The sequence below is a fragment of the Paenibacillus planticolens genome (assembly GCF_013141725.1).
GTDB classification, from domain to species: Bacteria; Bacillota; Bacilli; order Paenibacillales; family NBRC-103111; genus Paenibacillus_E; species Paenibacillus_E planticolens.
On the sequence record NZ_WHNZ01000083.1, the window covers coordinates 16,438 to 36,585 of the forward strand.

Consider the following 20,148-nt stretch of genomic DNA (forward strand, 5'->3'; position numbering starts at 1 on the left):
AGTTATAGGAAACCGCCGGGATGATGGTTCTTTTAGGATTTGACCGTAACTAAGTTTTCGGAGTGCTTCGGATTTCGCGTCTTACGATACTTGATTTTCGTCGCTTCTCCTCCCCTTAGATGTCTGATGGACTTGTGATACTCCAAAATGTGCTTCACCTGGTTGGCCAGGTCCGGGTTGATTTCCGGCAGTCTTTCCGTCAAATCCTTATGCACCGTGCTCTTGGAAACACCGAATTCCTTCGCAATGGTGCGAACCGTATTCTTGGTCTCGACGATACAGGTACCAATCTTAATGGTTCGCTCTTTGATGTAATCGTGCACTCCCCTCGCCTCCCTACTCGAGATAGTTTGGTAAAGTATATGAGGGGCATGACTAGATATTCTACGTAACCAAGCCTGACAAGCCCAATTCCCATATTTATTTTCAAAAAAACCAGGGAATAAGGGCTTATGCGGTCCTTTTTGAAGAGGACAGGCTTGTTTTGTGGGCTATGCAACGCAAATCCAGGGGCTGCGTACCCAGGGCAATCAATGCAAAAAAGCAGCAGGATATACCCGCTGCCCTCATTCTATGTAGGCTGGTTGGTGACAAAGCCAACTGTTCGCCTTTTTATCCCTAACTGAATTACTGTTTAGCGTTTAAAATCGTTTCGGGATTCACAGCGGCATTATCGGTAACTTGACGCACTTCGAAGTGCAGGTGCACGCCGTCTTCCTTCTCGAATTCATTACGTCCCGCTTTCGCGATCACGTCACCTTTCTTCACTTCAGTGCCTTTGGTTACTTTCACTTCAGCCAAGCTTTGGTAAACGCTGATCAAACCGTTACTGTGTGTGATTTCGACAAGGCTGCCGACAACCGGATTCTGCTCAACTGCCGTAACCTTACCGCTCAATGCGGCCAATACATCAAATGCTGCGCCATCTTTGGCTTTCAAGTCGATTGCGGTATGCGGCGTCAATTGATCATTGTACTGGATCATCGCCGCCTGTTTCACTTCATTGGTTGCATTGGTGTCATAGAATGGGATGGATACTTCGACCAGCGATCTGTCTTTTACAGGCCATTGCATAGCCTCTGCTGGTGCGTTTACGGCAACCGCCCCGTCTTTGGAATTGTCAGGTGCTTGATTCTCGCTGCTTACCTTAATGCCCAGATCTTCTTGGCTGACTGTTTTCTTCCCAGCGTCCTGGTACACCCACATTAAGGTTAAGATAATTGCCGCTGCTGCTACATACGTTGCTGGGAATACCCACTTTTTAGCAAGCAACTTCTTCCATGCGGATGGACTTCCTTGTGCTCCTTGAACAGTTTTAGGAGCTTCTTCTTTTTGAAAACCTTTGTTTTGATCACTCATGGTTAATCACCTCATCAACCATTCTTGACACATTTAAAGGTTTTATACTTGAAGAAAGATATTTTTATAGAAACGTTACGAACTAAGATTTCTGGATAAAAGGCGCCGCTTTTTCAATAGAGATCCCCGTGTAATAATAGGTTACGATTTGCTCCGCTGTCTTGCCTTCCTTGGCCATGCCGTTAGCGCCCCATTGACTCAGGCCCACTCCGTGACCGTATCCGTAGGTCGTAAACGTAATTTTGGAGCCGGCCCATTTCCATGCGAATTGAGAGGATGCTAGTCCGAGCTTCTCTCTTACTTCACGGCCAGAGAACATTTTTCCTCCGATTGCTATCTTTTTGATCCGGTGGCCTGTCGACCACTCTAGCACCTTCATACTCTTCTCCCCGGTGCCGGTGGTGGCTATGCTCGTAACCCCCAGCTTTTGCAGCATGCTTTTGTAAGTGATATCTACGGTTTCCTGGTAGCGTGAAGACAGCTTTACATCCCATGGGCTCGGTACGCTGCGCAAATAGGGGCTCATGAACGGCCAGTAATCTTCCGAATTTTCGGTATACCCGTTGCTGGTGGAGAAAAAAGTCGCATTGATAGGCTTATGCTCGTAAGTCAGAATCATATCTTTGGTTTCATTCACAGCTCTATCGATTTTGGCCATATTCGTCTCATATGTACCCCCGCTCCATTTCTCTCTCAGCTCTTGATCGTTCAAATAGGCTTGATGTGCGGTTGTATCTGTTACGAGCGCGTCATTCACAGGCATATTGCTATAATCCTTCTCTAGCACTCTCCGTACAACGTAAGTTCTAGCAGCCATCGCTTGCGCTTTTAGCGCCTCCAGCTCAAATTCAACCGGCATTTCCGCGGCTAATACACCTTTCACATACTGCTCCAGCGGAACCGTCTCCACTACCGACTTCTTCGTCAAATACACGGGAATCATTAAACCTTGTTGGGTCACCGTCGCTTGATTGGAGCCGTAGTCGTCCGTTTGGGCAGATGGCACGTCGCCGCCCGGAATCTTCTTGACTAGCAATCCAGGAACAAGAATGATGACACAGAGCATCGAAGACAAACAAACAGCCATCCATAGGATGACCCCGCGGCCAGGAACACGTTTCTTCTTCAACATCGTCTCAGCAGCCTCCATAAGCGCGTTTACTAGCAGGTAATTTGGTATGACTTAGCTTATGAGAGGCGTTGCTAGATTAGAACACGAGGCTAGGTCTATTTCTATGTTGTACTCTATACAACATTACTATCGCTATTGGGCTCCCGCGTTTAATGCAATGAATTAAGCAGAAAGCTGCTGATTGCATGTTCCAACGGAGATAGGAGTCTCCAAAGACTCTTATTGCTTCGTGTGGGGGAGTTTTCAAGCCTTTTTCCGTTAAATGATTGCATTTTGTACAATCGAATCACAGTTTTTAAGGCACTCCCCGCTTTTATGTTGCACATAAGAATCAATTTAATAAACATTTTTTACGTAAAAAACCGAACTATAACATGTGATCAGAGCTAATTTAGGGCAAACCTCATGTACGCATAACTGTGAAATGTTACGGATAAGAGAGGTCAAGCTCCGCTTGCCCCTTCCTGTAAATAGCCAGTGTGTTTGGGACGAGTGGACTCGTATTGAAATACATTGGCGCTCGGGTCGTTTTAAAGGAACCTCATTCCCTTATTTAAAATAAAAGTGGAATCTGTTGGGCCGAAGGGGAACTACAGGGTCCTAACTCGCAGCTGTCTCCCAATATCCTGTCCGTAATGGCGAAATAGAGGACCGTAGTTCCCCTTTCCTCGCTCAATGGGGTGTTTTGGGCTAAATAGAGCCTTGTAGTTCCCCTACCTCACCGTGTGGCATCTGAGACTGACCGTCGCCGCATGAATAAGGGGGGAAGCTCGGCGCACCCCAAAAATAAAAAACCGCCGGATCACCTCCGACGGTTCATTCTATTCATCCTATGCTAATGTTGGCTGGATATTGAAAAAGCCCAGCTCCGCAGCTTCCTGCTCCACTTGTTGCGGTACCGAACGGGAAATGTCGGCACCAAGTCCGCGCAGGACGTCTGTAATGTCGACGTACCCGCGATCAATATGGTGAACCCCCGTAATCTCGGTTTCACCCTCTGCAGCCAGCGCCGCCAGAATAAGCGCGGCTCCTGCGCGCAGGTCGGTTGCGCATACTTTCGCGCCGCGCAGCTTGGCATTGCCGCTCACGATCGCGGTACGGCCATCGACTTTAATATGCGCGTTCATGTTCGCGAATTCCTCCACGTGCATGAACCGGTTCTCGAACACGGTCTCCGTCACGAGGCTCGTGCCGTCCGCCACCATCAGCAGCGCCATCATTTGCGACTGCATATCGGTCGGGAAGCCCGGATACGGCAGCGTCTTCACATCCACCGCACGCAACGGCGCCGTTGCACGAACGCGAATGCCGTTCTCGTCTTCTTCGATGATCACGCCCATTTCCTGCATTTTGGAGATGACAGGACGGAGGTGATCCCCAATAGCGCCTTCCATGTACAGTTCGCTGCCGGTAATAGCTGCAGCAATCATATATGTACCTGCTTCTACGCGATCTGGAATAACCGTATGTACAGCCCCACTAAGTTTCTCTACGCCTTCTATGCGAATAACACCTGTTCCAGCGCCGCGAATAATGGCACCCATCGCATTCAAATAGTTAGCCAAATCGACGATTTCCGGCTCTTTGGCTGCATTCTCAATGATGGTTGTGCCTTCAGCAAGCGTAGCAGCCATCATAATATTCTCGGTTGCGCCAACGCTGGCTACATCCAAATAAATTTTAGCACCCTTCAGGCGCCCTTTCACTCTGGCCTCGATATACCCTTGACCCAATTCAATATCGGCACCCATCGCTTCAAAGCCTTTGAGATGCTGATCAATCGGCCTCGTGCCAATTGCACAGCCGCCTGGCAGGGAAATTCTCGCCTGCCCCCGTCTTGCAAGCAATGGCCCCATAACAAGGAAAGAGGCTCTCATTTTACGAACTAAATCGTACGATGCTTCGCATGTGTCAATGCGCTCGGCACGAACGCGAATAACCTGACGGTCATATTCGACTTCAATACCTAAGCTCTGCAATACTTTATTAATGACTAGTACATCGTCAAGGGGAGGCGCATCGTGGATGACGCTTTCACCTTCCGACCCCAGAATGGAAGCTGCAATAATCGGCAGTACCGCATTTTTCGCTCCGTTGATTTTCACATTGCCAGCTAACTTTCGGCCACCGCGGACGATAATTTTGCTCATCATGGTCCCTCCGCGCACTTATTTTAATTACAAGGTTTTGCACATTTCCTAAGTTTATCATCACAAGCCACATAGATACAACTGTGTTCTTTTGGTATTCCTAGACACCATCATAGAGTTCGAAAAGGATCTCGATTTTGGCTCCGTTCTACTATCCATTGTTGACAACAATTTAAAGCATTATTCGAAAAAGCGAATTAAAACATCTTTCCGAAGCCCAGGGAGAGACCTAAATACTGGATGAAAAAACTGGCAACGAGATGCCCCAATCCAATCGAAAGCAGAATTTGCAGCATAATGGCTTGCGCACCCTTAGGGTTCTTCAGCAGCACGTCAAAGCGGAACGCTTGCAGCGCCCACCACGCCAAGCCGATACATAGAATATAAACAACAATGTCGACCATATTCATTAGCGAAGCATACTTGGCAGCTTCATTCCATTTGTCTGTTTCTCCCATAGGTCACTCCTCTTCGGTTCTACCGATTCATTACTTTCAACAGCATGGAGACAAATTCCGCGCGGGTAGCCTGCTCATCAGGATGGAAAGTCCCGTCCGGATAGCCGGCAACCCAGCCGTCAGCCCACATTTGCTTTAAAATGCCAATCCCCCAATAAGACTCATCTACATCTTTAAAAGGAGAATTGCCCCGCTTCTTCCCTGTCATATTCATGCTCCGCGCAAGCATCTGCGTCATTTCCATCCGGGTAAGCGTGCGGTCGGGTCCGAAAGTCCCGTTCGGATACCCGCCAACGATATCCGCCTGCAGCGCTTTGGCTACGTATTCGTAAGCCCAGTGCGCCGTGTCCATATCGCTGAATTTCAGCTCTTTGCGCTTCGTCAGCTTCAAAGCCCGAGTCAGCACAGCCGCTGCCTCCGCACGCGTAATCGATTGGTCCGGAGCAAAACGGTAGTTCCCATAGCCGCTGATCACACCTTGATCCGTAAGCTTGCTGATCGCATCCTGCGCCCAATGCCCCTCAATATCGGCAAACCCGCTGATTAGGGTGTAACTGCTTATTTTTAACCGATACATTTGACTCATAAACCATTGATTTGCTTGAAGCTTAATATAATAGGTGCCTGCATCCAGCGTCTTCTCAATGAAGAGCTCATCAGAGCCGTATTCGTTTCTATAAAAGCCCTGTTCCTTCAATGTACTGTCATACAGCGTTGCGTACATCGTCCGTGAAGTCGGGATGTTGGTTAACTTCACCTGCGCCAATCCGTTTTTGGTCATTCGGAATTTGAACCAATCGACGTCTTCATTGTTGTTAAATAATCCTTCATACACCGAATTCATCGCTGCAAAAGTCGCCTGATACGACTTATCGTTGGGCTCATTCGGATCAATCAGCTTCGGCGAATACTCGATTTCAAGCGTATACTCGCCCGTAATCGGCTCCGTAAAATCCTTCACATTGCTGATGCGGATATAATATTGCCCCGGAAATACATCCATTAGCGGGCTGATCTCAATCCCGCCATCTCCGGTTTGATCGATCGTAATCGCCTTTTCCCCTTCCTTTTGAAAAAGGATCATCGGGTCAATACGTCCTGTATCCACGGAAAGCTTTAGCCGAATCGTGCCTGATTGCTGCAGGGGAAGGACGAACCAGTCAACGTCCCCTTTTTGGTGAAAAGTTCCGACGATCGTTTGACTGCGTGCAGGGAGCGCAAATGCTTTGTACTGCTTATCGTTATCCTCATAGGGATCCCTGTAGATAATAAAATCCGTTTGCAAGCTATAACTGATCCCCGTCTTCCGGGTGCGATCCACCGCCTGAAGCTGCATGTATGTGCGACCCTTGGTTACTTTCACTAGAAAAGGCTGCATGCCATTCGAAGTATTATTAGAAACAAACGTTTCTCCGGAATCAAAGCGCACACGAATACCCGTGGTATCCGCATTCTTCAACCATACCTTGATATACCCGTCATAGGGCGCATCAATCGCGAACCAATCCTCGTCCTGCGCAGAAGTTAGCACTGCTTTCACAGAAGTATGTATAGAAAGTTTGGCCGCTTTGTTTTTACTATTATTTGACTCAAAACGATTTTCATTATAGGGCTTTGTCAGTGCCAAATCGACTCTTAACAGCCCATATCCCGTTTTGGGATCCCATCCCTCTTCGCCCAAATTTTCCGTCGTCTGTTCAAGCTGCGATCGTACTTGATACGCACTCAAAGCCGGAAATTTGCCCCACACCAATGCGGCTGCTCCGGCAACTTGCGGTGCGGACATCGAGCTTCCGTCCTGATACTGATAGCCGCCTCCCAGTGCTGTGGTATACACATCCCATGGTGCTACCAAGTCCAGCTCCGGTCCAAAATTGGATCGCGGATCTGGCTGCTTATCGGAGCGAACGCCTCCTACAGCTAAAACCGTCGGATACGCCGCCGGGTATTTGACACTCATGCTTTCATTGCCGACAGCAGCCACAAGCAGTACGTTGTGATCTTCTGCATACTGCACAATGTTCGCCAAGTAATCGGAGTACTTGTTCAAACCCAAGGAAAGCACAACGATCTTCGCCCCGTGATCCACGGCATATTTAATGCCTTCACCAAGCTTCGCTTCGCCGCCGGTGCCGTCTGCCTCCAACGCTTTGATCGGCATGATTTTCGTATTAGGAGCTATGCCTGCGATACCTTTATCGTTATTAATCGAAGCCGCTATGATACCGGCTACATTCGTTCCATGTCCATTATCGTCCATTGGCTTTTTCGTAGGCTGAAGCAAGTTCACGCCATCCACCAAATTACCTACTAAATCAGGATGTGTAAGATCAACACCCGTATCAACAACAGCCACTACAATAGGCGTACGGGTATCTCCAGCCGCAACCCACGCTTGATCGATGTGGATCATGTCCAGGTAAGTTTGTTTTACCCTCATGGGATCCGTCGATGCGGGATACGCCGCTTCTGCTTTTGTAACCATCACTGTAAGTTCCACAACGAGCAGCATCAGAACGATGAGCCATACGTGTCGAATGAATTTCATGAGATCACAGTTCCTTTATCGTAATGGTCTTTGTCCTTCTCTATCTATACCACATTACCCGTCTTCTCGATACATATAACGGTTTTTCTTCGCAAAAAGTTCAGAACTTTTGAAATAATCTTTTGGGGCTTGGCTCATGTGAATCTATTGTACATGGAAATGTGGGATTTGTGTGGGATTTGGAGGCAATTACCAGAGATGCGGAAAACCGTGGATTTTGTGCTAAAACAGGTTAAAGGTGATATAAAAAAGCCCTCCCCAACAAGGGAAAGGCTCTTCACAATTTTTACATCATAATAAAATCCTTCGTCAGCATAAAAATGCTTTCGATCCATCTGAGCACAAGGTGCGGCACAAAGCCCAAGACTAAGCTGACAAGTGCGCATAACCAGACCGTTACGCCTAGCGTAACCGGTACTTTGACCTCGGCAGACTCGTAATCGCTGCGCATGAACATTTGACGCACGATTCCGAAGTAGTAGTACAAGGATACCACACTCGTCGCGATCATCAGGGAGCCCAGCCAATATTGATGGGTTTGCATCGTTCCGAGAATGATATACAACTTACCGAAGAATCCGCCGGAAATAGGGATACCCGCCAAGGACAGCACAAGCAATACCATCGCTACAGCTGTATAAGGCGCCCGGTAGTACAAACCCCCGAAGCCCTTTGCTTCGGTATGTCCCTCCGCTTGCTCGATAATCATCAAAACTGCGAATGCACCGATGTTCATAAACAAGTACGCGATTAAATAGAAAATAAATTCAGAGAAGTTCGCGTAATGGACGGCGGAGAAGTAGGTTGCGATCGGAACCAGCAAATATCCCGCATTGGCGATTCCCGAGTAAGCCAACAACCTTTTTATGTTCGTTTGCTTCAACGCAATGAAATTACCGGTCACCATCGCGATCGCAGCCATGACAGAGATGGCCAGGAAAATATCGGATTGGAATTTCGGTTCCTCGAAAGAGCTAAAGCCAAACAAGATGTAGAATACCCGGAAAAGAATGGCGAACCCGGCGCCTTTGGACACGACGGCCAAGAAAGCTGTCACCGGCGTAGGAGCGCCTTGGTAAACATCCGGAGCCCAGCTGTGGAACGGGGCAGCGGCGATCTTGAAGCCGAAGCCGGCAAGCAGCATGAAGAACGAAACATACAGCAGCGGCTCGTAAGAAGCAACGAGAGACGGAAGCGCAGCGCCAATCTCCGAAAGATTGCTCGTTCCGACCATGCCATACAAGAAGGACATCCCATACAAGATGATGGCGGAGGAAACACCGCCCATGACCAGGTATTTAAAAGCTCCTTCATTGGAATTGCTATCCTTCTTCTTCATCGCAACAAGCAAGTAAGAGGTTATGCTAAGAAGCTCCAACCCCACATATAACGTGATCAGATCACCGGAAGATGACATAATCATGGCGCCCAGCGCAGCAGGCAGGTAGAAATAGTAGTATTCGCCCACATGCGGGATCGCGTCTTCCTTCACGAAGCTTAAACTCATCAGGACGACGAAGCCGGTTCCTAATAAAGTAAACAATTTCAGCAGATTCGAGAAATCATCCACTCTATAGCTCTGGTTGAGCAGCTGAATGGCCTCATCCGGATTCAACTGAAGCAAGACAAATACAGCAGAAATTACAAGGCCGACCAAGGTCAACCATCCAATAACGGAACGACTTAACCTGCTTGGCAGGATCAAATCCAAGAGAGATAGGATGATCGCGGTGGCAACCAGCGAAAGCTCAGGGAGCAGATGCACTAAATCGGCGACATGGAGTCGAAGCTGTTCCACCGGACTAACCTCCTATCTTCCCGGCTACACTTTGGATCAATTGATCCAAGCTGCCTATCGTTTGCTGAAGCGGCTGACTCAGCACGCTTGGGTACACCCCAAGCAAAAGGATAAACGCCACCAGAGTAATCATCGGCACCGCCTCGATTAACCGCGCGTCGCGTATACCTTGCAGAACCAAAGCCGGATGCTTCGGGCCAAACGTGATATTTAGCACCCCGCGAAGCACATAAACCGCTGCGAGAATGATCCCAAGCGTACCGATGATGGCGTACACGCGGTGCGTTTCGAAGAGTCCGAGAAACGCGAGGAACTCGCTGACGAAGCCGGATAAGCCCGGCAATCCGAGCGAGGCCATCCCCGCAATCAGCAGAATCCCGCTGATGAAGGGCACCGACTGCGCGAGACCGCCTAAGCGATCGAGCTCAGTGGTATTCGTCCGCTCGTAGATGCTGCCGACGAGCAAGAACATCAGGGCCGAGATCAGACCGTGTGAGATCAGTTGGAACACGGCTCCCTGCAGGCCCGACACGTTAAACGCGGCTAGACCGAGCAGGACGATGCCCATGTGGCTAATACTCGAGTAGGCCAGCACGAGCTTGAAATCTTTTTGTGTCGTCGCCAGAATGGCCCCGTACACGATGTTGATGACGCCGAGAAGCGCCAGCATCCAGGCCCACTGCTTCGCCTCCGCGGGAAAGAACAGGATGCCGAAGCGAATAAGGCCGTAGGCCCCCATTTTCAGCAAAATACCCGAGTGAATCATAACCACAGCAGGCGGAGCCTCTGTATGTACCTTGAGCATCCATGTATGGAACGGGAAGATCGGCAGCTTAATGCCGAAGGCGACCAGCAGCATAATAAACACAGTCCATTTCATAGCCGCACTTAGGAAGAACGGAGAGCCTTCCTGATTCACGTAGGCAGACGGTTCCTGCAGTAAATTATGCGCAATCGTATGAATGTCCCCGCTATAGTAAATGATAGCCTCTGTCTGCGACGGATCTTGGTTGAAACCAGCCGTGCTGACGAGAATAAGGAACGCAATCAGCATAATCGCCGAGCCGAGTCCATTGTAGAGAAGGAAGCGGTTGGCCGCTTGCTCCCTGTTCATATACCCCCATATTCCGATCAGGAAGAACATTGGCACGAGCGTAATTTCGAAGAACAAGAAGAACAAGAACAGATCTTGAGCCATAAAAACGCCGAACATACCGGTTTCCAGCAGCAGAAATAAAATGAAGTACGTTTTCCAACGTTTTTTGATATACACCGAGGCCAGTGCCGCCATGGACGACACCAGAGCCGTTAAAAATACGAGCGGCAAAGAGATTCCGTCTACCGCTACGCTGTATTTAAACTCAAAGAAATAAGACGTAACTTGTTGAATGCCTTCATGGTTGAGCGGGACCTTAATCCAATCCAACTGTTCTTTGTACTGAATAGGGTCGCCTTGATAGTTATAATCGACGTACAGCCATGCCGCCAAAATAAGCGGAATCAGTGTCGTCACGATACCGATCGTCTTTATTAAACGGCCGCGGTCGCTTCGAATGAAGAGCAGGACCAGCACACCGAGCAAAGGCGAGAAAGCGATCAGACTTAATATGGGAAAATTAGCCAGCATGGATGAACCTCCTTCCTGCGATGGCGAGAGCCAAGATCAGCATCCCTAGAATCATGATGACACCGTAGGTCTGCATCTGACCATTTTGAAGACGGGAGCCTAGGCGGCCAAGACTGACCACAGTAAAGGCGACCAGACGCACGATACCGTCAATGATATACACATCAATCAGCTCGAGAATCCATCCCAATCCGCGCAGCGGCTTGACGAAGATTCCGTTATAGATTTCATCCACGAAATATTTGCGGTTCAGCAGCGTATACAGCCACGGCAGTTTGCCCGAAACCACATCGCGTGGAATCGAACGTTTGAGGTAAATCAGGTACCCGAGTCCGATCCCGAGCAGCCCGGCAAGTGTCGATAAAATAATGACGATCCAGTTGGCTGCCTCCTCATGCGCTTGACCCGTTAACCAGTGGCCAAGCCATCCGTTGAACGGCGTATTGACGAACCCCGCAACCACAGCGAGCACGGCCAGTATGATCAGCGGCGTCGTCATCGCGGGTGGAGATTCATGCGGTTCATGAGCATGACCATGCTCGCCATGCGCGTTAGCTTTGCCTCTAGGAGAACCCATGAAAACCAGGAAGAAGAGACGGGACATATAGAACGCTGTGAAGAACGCCGCAATGACCCCAACCCAGAACAACAGCTGGTTATGCTCGTAGGCTTGCGTCAAAATCATATCCTTCGACCAGAATCCTGCGAAAGGAAAAATACCCGAGAGTGCCAGCGTTCCGATGGCGAATGTCCAGGTTGTTATTTTCATTTTGCGGGAGAGGCCGCCCATTTCATTGATATCCTGCGTATGGACAGCATGAATCACGCTGCCTGCGCCCAAGAAAAGCAGCGCTTTGAAGAAAGCATGCGTGAATAAATGGAACATGCCCGACGTATACGAGACGCCGATTCCGAGCGCCATCATCATATAGCCTAGCTGACTTACGGTAGAGTAAGCGAGAATGCGTTTGATATCGTTCTGCGCAATCCCAATCGTCGCTGCAAAGATGGCTGTAAAGCCGCCCACATAAGCAACAACCGTCAAAGCATCCGGTGAAGCGTGGAAAATATCAAATGTGCGCGCTACTAAGTACACCCCGGCCGCAACCATCGTTGCTGCGTGGATCAGCGCACTTATTGGCGTCGGGCCCTCCATGGCGTCAGGCAACCAAGTGTGCAGCGGGAACTGACCTGATTTTCCCATTGCCCCGATAAAGATCAGAACAGCAATCCAGGTGACAATCGTCGGGTCGATTTTGCCCGTTGTAAAAGCATTATGTATCGAAGTAAAATCAAGCGAATGTCCAGGCATATACCAAAACAGCAGCAGGATAGCCAGAAACAGCCCCACGTCCCCGATCCGGGTGACGATAAACGCTTTTTTCGCTGCAGCCTTCGCCTCTGGCTTGAAATACCAGAAACCGACGAGCAAGAAGGAACATACCCCTACAAGCTCCCAGAAAATGTAGAGCTCTAACATATTTTCCGAAATGACAAGGCCTAGCATCGAGAAAGAGAACAAAGCGATATAGCTAAAGAATACGTGGATTCGCTCGTCGCCTTTCATATAACCTTTGGAGTAAATATTGACGAGTAAAGAAACCAGCGTGACGATGACCAGCATCAAGGCATTCAAATTGGTGACCTCAAACCCCATATTCAGGGTGAGATCGCCGACCTGCAGCCAATTCAGCTTATCCCACGTATAATCCTCAACTTTGCCGCCAGTGCGTTCAATAAATATCAATACAGCCACGATAAATGATGCAAGCATCGCGAAAATACTGATATAGATGCCTAAGTCTTTTAATTGACGTCCCATAGCCGTAAGCGCTAGAAAAGCAATCAGCGGAAACAACGGAATGAGCCAGGCGTACTGTGAATAGTCCGATACCATATCCTTGTTAGCCTCCTAGCGCTTCATAGAATCCAAATCCGTTACGTCGACTGTTCCTTTATTCCGGTAAATTGTAATAAGAATGGCAATCCCGACAGCCGCTTCAGCAGCTGCAATCGTAATATTGAAGAGCGAGAAAATTTGGCCTGTCAGCGCAGGATGATCTCCGAGCTTGGAGAATGCGATCAAATTCAAGTTCACCGCATTGAGCATCAGCTCAATCGAAAGCAGGACGATGACCCCGTTTTTCTTCGTTAGTGCGCCATATAGGCCGATACAGAACAGGATCGCAGCCAGCGTGAGATAGGGAGTAATGACATTGCCCATCGCTAATCCTCCTCTCTCTTCGCTACGACGATAGCGCCGATGAAGGCTACTGTCAGCAGCACGGACATGATTTCGAACGGAATCACATGCTCGTTATACAGCAGTTTGCCGATTTCCAACGTATTGTCTTTGCCGGCATCCAGAGTGCCTGTGGCGACAAAGGTCGTTTTTTGGATCGCATAAAATAAAACTCCGAACAAGCCCAAAGCGCCGACAATCGCCAAACCCTCATGCCAAGGGCGTCTCGGCTCTTCATCTTCCCCTTGCCGGTGCTTCGTCATCATAATGCCGAAAATCATCAGGATCGAAATGGCTCCCGCATAGATCAACACCTGAACGAACGCGACAAACTCCGCTTCAAGGATAATGTACAACCCCGCCAAGCTAATGAACGTCAGCGCAACGGCAATGACCATATGAACGACTTTGGTAAAGGAAATCATAAAGATGGCTCCGCCGATGGCAAGAAGAGCGAAAATGAAGAAGGCCCAGCTTGAACCGCTTGAGAGGAAGTCTCCAATTCCGTTAAACATCTTTTTTGGCCCCCCCTTTTGGCATGGCCGAGTTATTCTCCTGACGAATATTTTGGTTGTTCTCATTCAACCATTGCATATTTTTGAAAAGATCATCACGGCTATACGAACTAAGCTCGAAATTATTGGTCATGACAATTGCTTCCGTCGGACATACTTCCGTACAAAGATCGCACAAAATGCAGATTTCGAAGTTAATGTCGTACGTATCAATGACCTTGCCCTTCTTCTCGGGATCAGGATTCGCTTTCCCCGTGAGGGTAATGCACTCGGTCGGACACACACGCGCACATTGATTGCACACAATGCATTTCTCTGGGTCAAAATGTTGAATACCGCGAAACCGATCCGGCATTTTAATAGGGACGTCAGGGTATGCGTACGTGATCTTTTTCTGTGTCATGCTTTTCAACGTTACGCCTAGGCCTTTCATTATGCCCTTCATTTGGTTCACTCCTTAGACTTTGCTAAAAGATGGTCATAATGATCGCCGTCACCAGCATATTGACCAAAGCTAATGGCAGCAGCACTTTCCAGCCGAATCCCATGAGTTGATCAATCCGCACCCTAGGCAGCGTCGCGCGCAGCCAAAACAGGACGAAAACGACGAGGGAGAATTTCAGCAGGAACCACACAATCCCCGGAATAAAATCAAGGAAAGGGAACGGCGAATGCCATCCGCCCAAGAAAATCAGGCTGGTCAGCGATGCGATGATAAACACATACACGTACTCCGACAGCATGAAAAAGGCGAAGCGAAATCCGCTGTATTCCACGTGGTAGCCTGCGACAAGCTCGGACTCTGCCTCCGGCAAGTCAAAAGGCGTTCGGTTAAGCTCCGATACACCGGCAATCGCGAAAATAATAAAGCCTAGAATCTGTGGAATGAAATTCCAATGCCAGAAGCCCCCCGCTTGGTGGTCAACGATGGTATGCAGATTCAAGCTGCCTGTCATCATAATGACGCCGATCACGGAGATGACAAGCGGAACCTCGTAAGAAATCATTTGCGCTGCCGAACGCATACCGCCGAGAAGTGCATATTTGTTATTAGATGCCCAACCGCCAAGGATGATGCCAATCGTGGAAATCCCCGTAAGGGCGACGTAGTAGAGAAGACCAGCATTCAAGTTCGCATTAAACATCCGGTCCGAGAACGGGATCGCCGCAATTATCGTAAAGGACGGAATGAAGGTAATAATAGGCGCCAGGATGAACAGCTCGCGCTCCGCCTTCTTCGGAATGGTATCCTCTTTAATCAGCAGTTTAAATACGTCCGCAACGCTCTGCAAAAGCCCCAACGGCCCCGTCCGGTTCGGTCCGATCCGCAGCTGCATCCAACCGATGACCTTCCGCTCAAAGTAGATGGCATACGTAACGAAGCCAAGAACCAGCATCAGCATGACGATGCCCCAGAAAAGGAAAACAAAGAAGTTCGTCCATGTCAGACTCTCTTCCAGCAAGTTCACCATTAAGCATCCACCTCCCCAACGACAATATCGATGCCGCCCAGTATCGTAATCAGATTGGTCATCGATTCACCGACCAGGAGCTTTGGCAATATTTGCAGATTGACGAAGGACGGTCTGCGGAATTTCAGACGGAATGGCTCTTGCTTGCCTCGGGAAATAATATAACAGCCGATTTCTCCGCGAGGAGACTCAATAGCGGCATACACTTCCCCTTCCGGAGGACGAATCACCCTAGGCACCTTGCCCATCGTTTCGCCTTGCTCCGGGAACTGCGCCACCGCTTGTTCCAGGATACGCAGTGACTGTTTCACTTCTTCCATACGCAGCAGATAACGATCATAACAATCGCCTCCGCTTCGTACAGGCACATCGAACTGGAAGCGGTTATAGAGGCTGTAGGGCTGCGTTTTGCGAATATCCCAGTCTACGCCTGTACATCTCAAGTTAGCGCCGCTAAGGCCGTACGCAATGGCTGTATCGGCATCATATTTCCCTACGCCCTTAATCCTGGAAAGGAAAATCTCATTACCGGATACGAGCGTGTGATATTCTTCTAATTTACCGTACATATAAGGGATAAATTTCTTAACTTTCTCGATCCAACCGTCTGGAGCGTCCCATTTCACCCCGCCTACACGCATGTAGTTGTAAGTCAAACGAGCTCCGCAAAGTTCATTAAACAGGTCAATGATGATTTCCCGATCGCGGAAAGCGAATAAGAACGGGCTCATTGCACCTATATCCAGCAAATAAGTTCCCCACCAAACCATATGGGAAGCGATGCGCTGAAGCTCCATCACGATTAAGCGAAGGAATTCGGCACGTTCCGGGATTTCCAGCCCCATCATTTTCTCAACGGCATGAACGAGCACATAGTTCGTCGTCATCGCTGACACGTAATCCATGCGATCCGTATAAGGAATAATTTGCGTGTAACTCAAGTTCTCAGCCAGCTTCTCTGTTCCTCTATGCAGATAGCCCATAACGGGTATAGCTTCTTTGATGACCTCTCCATCCAATTTCACGATCACGCGGAAAACGCCGTGCGTACTCGGATGCTGAGGTCCAACGTTTAGCAGGAGCTCTTCTGTCCGTAACAAATGCTACACCTCCGGGTCAAGCGGTTCGTAATCTTTGCGCAGCGGATGGCCGACCCAGTCGTCAGGCATCATGATGCGTACTAAGTTGGGATGCCCAGGGAAATCGATCCCCAGCAGGTCATACACTTCCCGTTCATTCCAATTCGCGGTCGGCCACACAGGAGCGACCGAAGGGATGCTTGGCTGATCCCGGTCTGTTTTCACCTTCACACAGTATTCACGCTTGTGAGTGAGAGAAAGCAGATGATACGCCACCTCCAGGTGCGTCTCTTGGTCCACACCGGAGAGGTTGCGCAAGTAGTCGCAGCGCAGCTCTTCGTGATCCCGCAGCGTTACCGCAGCCTCCGGCCAGCGGGAGCTGTGAATGACCACGTAAGGGCGATGCGCGTCCCTTTCGTTGATAAAGCTATCGACGACGGCGTCTTCGCCGGCGCCTTCTTTCAAGATCGCGACCAGCCGGTCCAGCAGCGGCTGGTTCGGCGAAGGCTCTTTCGGCGCGGCAGGCTCCGCCGCGTCGGTCTTCGCCCCGCGCGCGCTGGCTCGCGCTGCGCGTGCTTCTGCGGCGGCCTGCGCTTTGGCCGCCTTCTCGTCATCCCCTGCTGCGCTAGCCTCCGCAGGGGGTGCCGTTGCCGGCTCGCCGGCCTGCTCAGCGGCAGCCTTCGCCGCCAGGCGGGCGGCTCTCGCCGCGGCGCGCTCTGCTGCTTTCTCCTCGGCAGTAAGCTCTGCGCTGCCCTCCGGTTTCTTATCCTCACTCATCGATTAATCACCTGCTTACCAGTCTTCGCTTCATAGCGAATCTTCTCCTGAAGCTTGTTAATTCCGTAGATGAGCGCCGCCGGATTCGGCGGACAGCCCGGTATGTAGACATCAACCGGAACGATTTGATCGACACCTTTGACAACGGAGTATGATTTAATATACGGTCCGCCGGCTGTTGCACAGGAGCCCATGGCAATGACCCATTTCGGCTCAGGCATTTGCTCATAAAGACGGCGAAGCAAAGGAGCCATTTTCTTCGTAACTGTCCCTGCTACAATCATCACATCGGATTGCCTAGGCGACGTACGGAAGATGACTCCGAAACGGTCTAAATCATAATGGGATCCGCCCGTACCCATCATTTCAATGGCGCAACAAGCAAGACCAAATGTTAATGGCCAAAGCGAATTACTGCGAGCCCAAGCTTTCACCTGCTCCAGTGTCGTCATAAAGACATTGCGGTTTAACTCTTCGCGTTCTTCTGGGGATATCGATTCTAAACTGAAGTCCATTGCAGCACCTTCTTCTTCCATGCGTATATTAATCCTATGGCTAGCAAGGCTACAAAAATGCACATTTCTACTAAAGCGAACAGTCCAAGCTGATTAAAAGCAACAGCCCATGGATACAGGAATACGGTCTCTACATCAAAGATGACAAACATCAAAGCAAATAAATAATAACGAATGTTAAACCGGATTTGTCCCTCACCTACAGGCTCGTTCCCACTCTCATACGTCGTATATTTCTCCACGACGGGTTTACTCGGCCTTAACCATTTGCCTATCGTAAGCGCTACCACCGGGAGGAAAATACCTAACCCTAGAAAAATCGCTACGATTACATAGTTATTTGTATACATCATCTGAATGTAACCGCCTCCATTCCTATTTACTTTTGATATTTCTCTTATTAAATTTGGTAATATTCACCTTCAATATTATACCAAAAGTCCTTTTGGGCGTCGATGACTAATTCCAAGCCCTGAATTTATTCAGATATAGGGAGTAGATTTTCCATAATTATCATAAAATACTCAGCCGTAATAAAAAAAGCGAGGGAACCTGAGTTCCTTCGCTTTTTCGATCTATTATTTGCCGGATACGCTGATCCGGTTCAATGCTCTTTGCAAAGACGCTTCCGCACGTTTGAAGTCAACGTTCTCTTGCTTTGCTTCCGCAATACGTTTCTCCGCACGTTCTTTCGCTGCTCTCGCACGATCCACATCGATTTGTTCTGGCAGCTCGGCGCTTTCCGCCAGTATAACCACTTTGTCCTTACGCACTTCCATAAAACCGCCGTTCACTGCGATGATCTCGTCTTTAGAGCCCTGCTTCTTCACAGTAATCGAGCTGATTTTTAGTGGAGTCACGAGTGGAATGTGGTTCGGCAGAATTCCAAGCTCCCCTGCGACACCCTTTGCTACAACCATGTTCGCTTGTTCAGCGTACACTTTGCGCTCAGGAGTAACGATTTCCAGTAGGAATGTACTCACTTGGATTCTCCTTCCTTAGCTAACACTCAAGATTACCATTGGTAACCTTACAGTGTTTTCGCTTTCTCGATTGCGTCCTCAATCGTACCAACGTTGTGGAACGCTACTTCAGGAAGGTTGTCGTGCTTACCTTCAAGAACTTCTTTGAAGCTGCGCACAGTGTCTTTCAATGGTACATACAAGCCTGGGAATCCGTTGAACGGCTCAGCAACGTGAAGCGGCTGAGACAAGAACAGACGAAGACGACGAGCACGGGTTACAACCAATTTGTCCTCATCGGACAACTCATCCATACCCAAGATCGCGATGATATCCAGAAGCTCTTTGTAACGTTGAAGAACTTGTTTAACACCTTGTGCTACTTTATAGTGCTCTTCGCCCAAAATTTCTGGCGTCAACATACGGGAAGAGGAAGCAAGTGGATCTACCGCTGGGAAAATACCCGCAGCCGCGATGCTACGCTCCAAGTTCGTTGTAGCGTCCAAGTGTGCGAACGCTGTAGCTGGAGCCGGATCCGTATAGTCATCCGCAGGAACGTAAATCGCTTGAATCGATGTTACGGAACCTTTTTTCGTGGATGTAATACGCTCTTGCAATTGACCCATTTCTGTAGCCAAAGTCGGTTGGTAACCTACCGCAGACGGCATACGACCAAGCAAAGCCGAAACCTCGGAACCTGCTTGTGTGAAACGGAAGATGTTGTCGACGAACAGAAGAACGTCTCTGCCTTCAACGTCACGGAAATATTCAGCCATTGTCAAACCTGTCAAAGCTACGCGAAGACGCGCACCAGGAGGCTCGTTCATTTGACCGAATACCATTGCTGTTTTCGCGATTACGCCGGAGTCTTTCATCTCGTGGTAAAGGTCATTACCTTCACGAGTACGCTCGCCAACGCCTGCGAAAACGGAGATACCGCCGTGCTCTTGCGCGATGTTGTGAATCAGCTCTTGCATCGTTACGGTTTTACCTACACCCGCGCCGCCGAAGAGACCGATTTTACCACCTTTTGCGTAAGGAGCCATAAGGTCAATAACTTTAATACCTGTTTCAAGAACTTCCGATTTCGTGGACAAGTTCTCGAATGCAGGAGCTTCTTTATGAATTGGACTAGTCAACGTACGATCAACGGTTTCGATACCATCGATAGGATCTCCAACTACGTTGAATACGCGACCTAGTGTTGCAGCACCTACAGGTACAGTGATTGGAACTCCTGTGTCTGTAGCTTCAGCACCACGTACAAGTCCGTCCGTGGAAGACATCGCTACGCAGCGAACGAGGTTGTCACCAAGGTGAACCGCCGCTTCAACCGTAATCGTAACCGTTTGTCCGGCTTCCGTTTTTTCAATCTTGATTGCATTCAGAATTTCAGGGAGTTGTCCGCGTCCGAACTCAATGTCGACGACAGGCCCTGTAATATTCACAACGCGCCCTTTGCTCATGGTTTCCCTCCTAAGAAAAGCTTCGCCTCTGAAACGAGGCGTTTTATC

General features: G+C 49.2%; 19 protein-coding genes. All 19 read right to left on the reverse strand.

What is annotated here, in order from left to right:
• Window positions 1–32 precede the first annotated feature (32 nt).
• The 19 genes from spoIIID to atpD all read right to left on the reverse strand — a co-directional run bounded on the left by spoIIID (window position 33) and on the right by atpD (window position 20,100).
• Window positions 33–323, reverse strand: coding sequence for a sporulation transcriptional regulator SpoIIID (gene spoIIID / locus GC097_RS31440; RefSeq protein ID WP_029195640.1), 291 nt, complete (start codon window positions 321–323; stop codon window positions 33–35).
• Between the two features lie 304 nt (window positions 324–627).
• Window positions 628–1,359 carry a M23 family metallopeptidase gene (locus tag GC097_RS31445; RefSeq protein ID WP_171687212.1) on the reverse strand — a complete coding sequence of 244 codons (732 nt, stop codon included), beginning with the start codon at window positions 1,357–1,359 and terminating at the stop codon, window positions 628–630.
• 82 nt (window positions 1,360–1,441) lie between these two features.
• The gene (spoIID, locus tag GC097_RS31450; protein WP_171687213.1) at window positions 1,442–2,491 is read right to left on the reverse strand and encodes a stage II sporulation protein D; all 1,050 of its coding nucleotides are present in this window, start codon (window positions 2,489–2,491) and stop codon (window positions 1,442–1,444) included.
• Between the two features lie 830 nt (window positions 2,492–3,321).
• A complete protein-coding gene (gene murA / locus GC097_RS31455; RefSeq protein ID WP_171687214.1) occupies window positions 3,322–4,641 on the reverse strand; it encodes a UDP-N-acetylglucosamine 1-carboxyvinyltransferase in 1,320 nt (439 codons plus the stop codon).
• Between the two features lie 197 nt (window positions 4,642–4,838).
• Entirely contained in the window at window positions 4,839–5,099 is a 261-nt protein-coding gene (locus GC097_RS31460) for a DUF1146 family protein (protein ID WP_246294578.1), read from the reverse strand.
• Between the two features lie 19 nt (window positions 5,100–5,118).
• Window positions 5,119–7,647 carry a S8 family peptidase gene (locus GC097_RS31465; protein ID WP_246294579.1) on the reverse strand — a complete coding sequence of 843 codons (2,529 nt, stop codon included), beginning with the start codon at window positions 7,645–7,647 and terminating at the stop codon, window positions 5,119–5,121.
• A gap of 286 nt (window positions 7,648–7,933) precedes the next feature.
• Window positions 7,934–9,445 carry an NADH-quinone oxidoreductase subunit N gene (locus GC097_RS31470; RefSeq protein WP_171687215.1) on the reverse strand — a complete coding sequence of 504 codons (1,512 nt, stop codon included), beginning with the start codon at window positions 9,443–9,445 and terminating at the stop codon, window positions 7,934–7,936.
• A gap of 4 nt (window positions 9,446–9,449) precedes the next feature.
• Window positions 9,450–11,072 (reverse strand): complex I subunit 4 family protein, encoded by a 1,623-nt coding sequence (locus GC097_RS31475; RefSeq protein ID WP_171687216.1) that lies wholly within the window; start codon window positions 11,070–11,072, stop codon window positions 9,450–9,452.
• A complete protein-coding gene (gene nuoL / locus GC097_RS31480) occupies window positions 11,062–12,969 on the reverse strand; it encodes an NADH-quinone oxidoreductase subunit L (RefSeq protein ID WP_171687217.1) in 1,908 nt (635 codons plus the stop codon). Before nuoL ends, GC097_RS31475 begins: the two co-directional genes overlap by 11 nt.
• A gap of 15 nt (window positions 12,970–12,984) precedes the next feature.
• Window positions 12,985–13,296, reverse strand: a complete 312-nt coding sequence (gene nuoK, locus GC097_RS31485) for an NADH-quinone oxidoreductase subunit NuoK (RefSeq protein ID WP_171687218.1) — start codon at window positions 13,294–13,296, stop codon at window positions 12,985–12,987.
• A 2-nt stretch (window positions 13,297–13,298) separates the two neighbouring features.
• Window positions 13,299–13,829 (reverse strand): NADH-quinone oxidoreductase subunit J, encoded by a 531-nt coding sequence (locus GC097_RS31490; protein WP_171687219.1) that lies wholly within the window; start codon window positions 13,827–13,829, stop codon window positions 13,299–13,301.
• Window positions 13,822–14,274 (reverse strand): NADH-quinone oxidoreductase subunit NuoI, encoded by a 453-nt coding sequence (nuoI, locus tag GC097_RS31495; RefSeq protein WP_171687220.1) that lies wholly within the window; start codon window positions 14,272–14,274, stop codon window positions 13,822–13,824. Before nuoI ends, GC097_RS31490 begins: the two co-directional genes overlap by 8 nt.
• A gap of 22 nt (window positions 14,275–14,296) precedes the next feature.
• Entirely contained in the window at window positions 14,297–15,301 is a 1,005-nt protein-coding gene (nuoH, locus tag GC097_RS31500; protein WP_171687221.1) for an NADH-quinone oxidoreductase subunit NuoH, read from the reverse strand.
• On the reverse strand, window positions 15,301–16,401 hold the full coding sequence (locus tag GC097_RS31505) for an NADH-quinone oxidoreductase subunit D (RefSeq protein WP_171687222.1): 1,101 nt from the start codon (window positions 16,399–16,401) through the stop codon (window positions 15,301–15,303). The genes nuoH and GC097_RS31505 overlap by 1 nt, the downstream gene beginning before the upstream one ends.
• Window positions 16,402–16,404: 3 nt before the next feature.
• On the reverse strand, window positions 16,405–17,157 hold the full coding sequence (locus GC097_RS31510; protein WP_171687223.1) for an NADH-quinone oxidoreductase subunit C: 753 nt from the start codon (window positions 17,155–17,157) through the stop codon (window positions 16,405–16,407).
• Window positions 17,154–17,672: a NuoB/complex I 20 kDa subunit family protein gene (locus tag GC097_RS31515; RefSeq protein ID WP_171687224.1), complete on the reverse strand. Its 519-nt coding sequence runs from the start codon at window positions 17,670–17,672 to the stop codon at window positions 17,154–17,156. The genes GC097_RS31510 and GC097_RS31515 overlap by 4 nt, the downstream gene beginning before the upstream one ends.
• Complete coding sequence (locus tag GC097_RS31520; protein WP_216625964.1) at window positions 17,657–18,022, reverse strand: NADH-quinone oxidoreductase subunit A; 366 nt, start codon at window positions 18,020–18,022, stop codon at window positions 17,657–17,659. The genes GC097_RS31515 and GC097_RS31520 overlap by 16 nt, the downstream gene beginning before the upstream one ends.
• Before the next feature lie 228 nt (window positions 18,023–18,250).
• A complete protein-coding gene (locus tag GC097_RS31525) occupies window positions 18,251–18,655 on the reverse strand; it encodes a F0F1 ATP synthase subunit epsilon (protein ID WP_171687225.1) in 405 nt (134 codons plus the stop codon).
• A gap of 47 nt (window positions 18,656–18,702) precedes the next feature.
• Window positions 18,703–20,100, reverse strand: coding sequence for a F0F1 ATP synthase subunit beta (gene atpD, locus GC097_RS31530; RefSeq protein ID WP_171687226.1), 1,398 nt, complete (start codon window positions 20,098–20,100; stop codon window positions 18,703–18,705).
• Between the last annotated feature and the right edge of the window lie 48 nt (window positions 20,101–20,148).

Excerpts from the sequence above, each read along its gene's own strand:
- GC097_RS31445 (WP_171687212.1), bottom strand. The coding sequence starts at position 1,359 with ATGAGTGATCAAAACAAAGGTTTTCAAAAAGAAGAAGCTCCTAAAACT.
- spoIID (WP_171687213.1), bottom strand. The coding sequence starts at position 2,491 with ATGTTGAAGAAGAAACGTGTTCCTGGCCGCGGGGTCATCCTATGGATG.
- murA (WP_171687214.1), bottom strand. The coding sequence starts at position 4,641 with ATGAGCAAAATTATCGTCCGCGGTGGCCGAAAGTTAGCTGGCAATGTG.
- GC097_RS31460 (WP_246294578.1), bottom strand. The coding sequence starts at position 5,099 with ATGGGAGAAACAGACAAATGGAATGAAGCTGCCAAGTATGCTTCGCTA.
- GC097_RS31465 (WP_246294579.1), bottom strand. The coding sequence starts at position 7,647 with ATGAAATTCATTCGACACGTATGGCTCATCGTTCTGATGCTGCTCGTT.
- GC097_RS31475 (WP_171687216.1), bottom strand. The coding sequence starts at position 11,072 with ATGCTGGCTAATTTTCCCATATTAAGTCTGATCGCTTTCTCGCCTTTG.
- nuoL (WP_171687217.1), bottom strand. The coding sequence starts at position 12,969 with ATGGTATCGGACTATTCACAGTACGCCTGGCTCATTCCGTTGTTTCCG.
- nuoK (WP_171687218.1), bottom strand. The coding sequence starts at position 13,296 with ATGGGCAATGTCATTACTCCCTATCTCACGCTGGCTGCGATCCTGTTC.
- GC097_RS31490 (WP_171687219.1), bottom strand. The coding sequence starts at position 13,829 with ATGTTTAACGGAATTGGAGACTTCCTCTCAAGCGGTTCAAGCTGGGCC.
- nuoI (WP_171687220.1), bottom strand. The coding sequence starts at position 14,274 with ATGAAGGGCATAATGAAAGGCCTAGGCGTAACGTTGAAAAGCATGACA.
- nuoH (WP_171687221.1), bottom strand. The coding sequence starts at position 15,301 with ATGGTGAACTTGCTGGAAGAGAGTCTGACATGGACGAACTTCTTTGTT.
- GC097_RS31510 (WP_171687223.1), bottom strand. The coding sequence starts at position 17,157 with ATGAGTGAGGATAAGAAACCGGAGGGCAGCGCAGAGCTTACTGCCGAG.
- GC097_RS31515 (WP_171687224.1), bottom strand. The coding sequence starts at position 17,672 with ATGGACTTCAGTTTAGAATCGATATCCCCAGAAGAACGCGAAGAGTTA.
- GC097_RS31520 (WP_216625964.1), bottom strand. The coding sequence starts at position 18,022 with ATGTATACAAATAACTATGTAATCGTAGCGATTTTTCTAGGGTTAGGT.
- atpD (WP_171687226.1), bottom strand. The coding sequence starts at position 20,100 with ATGAGCAAAGGGCGCGTTGTGAATATTACAGGGCCTGTCGTCGACATT.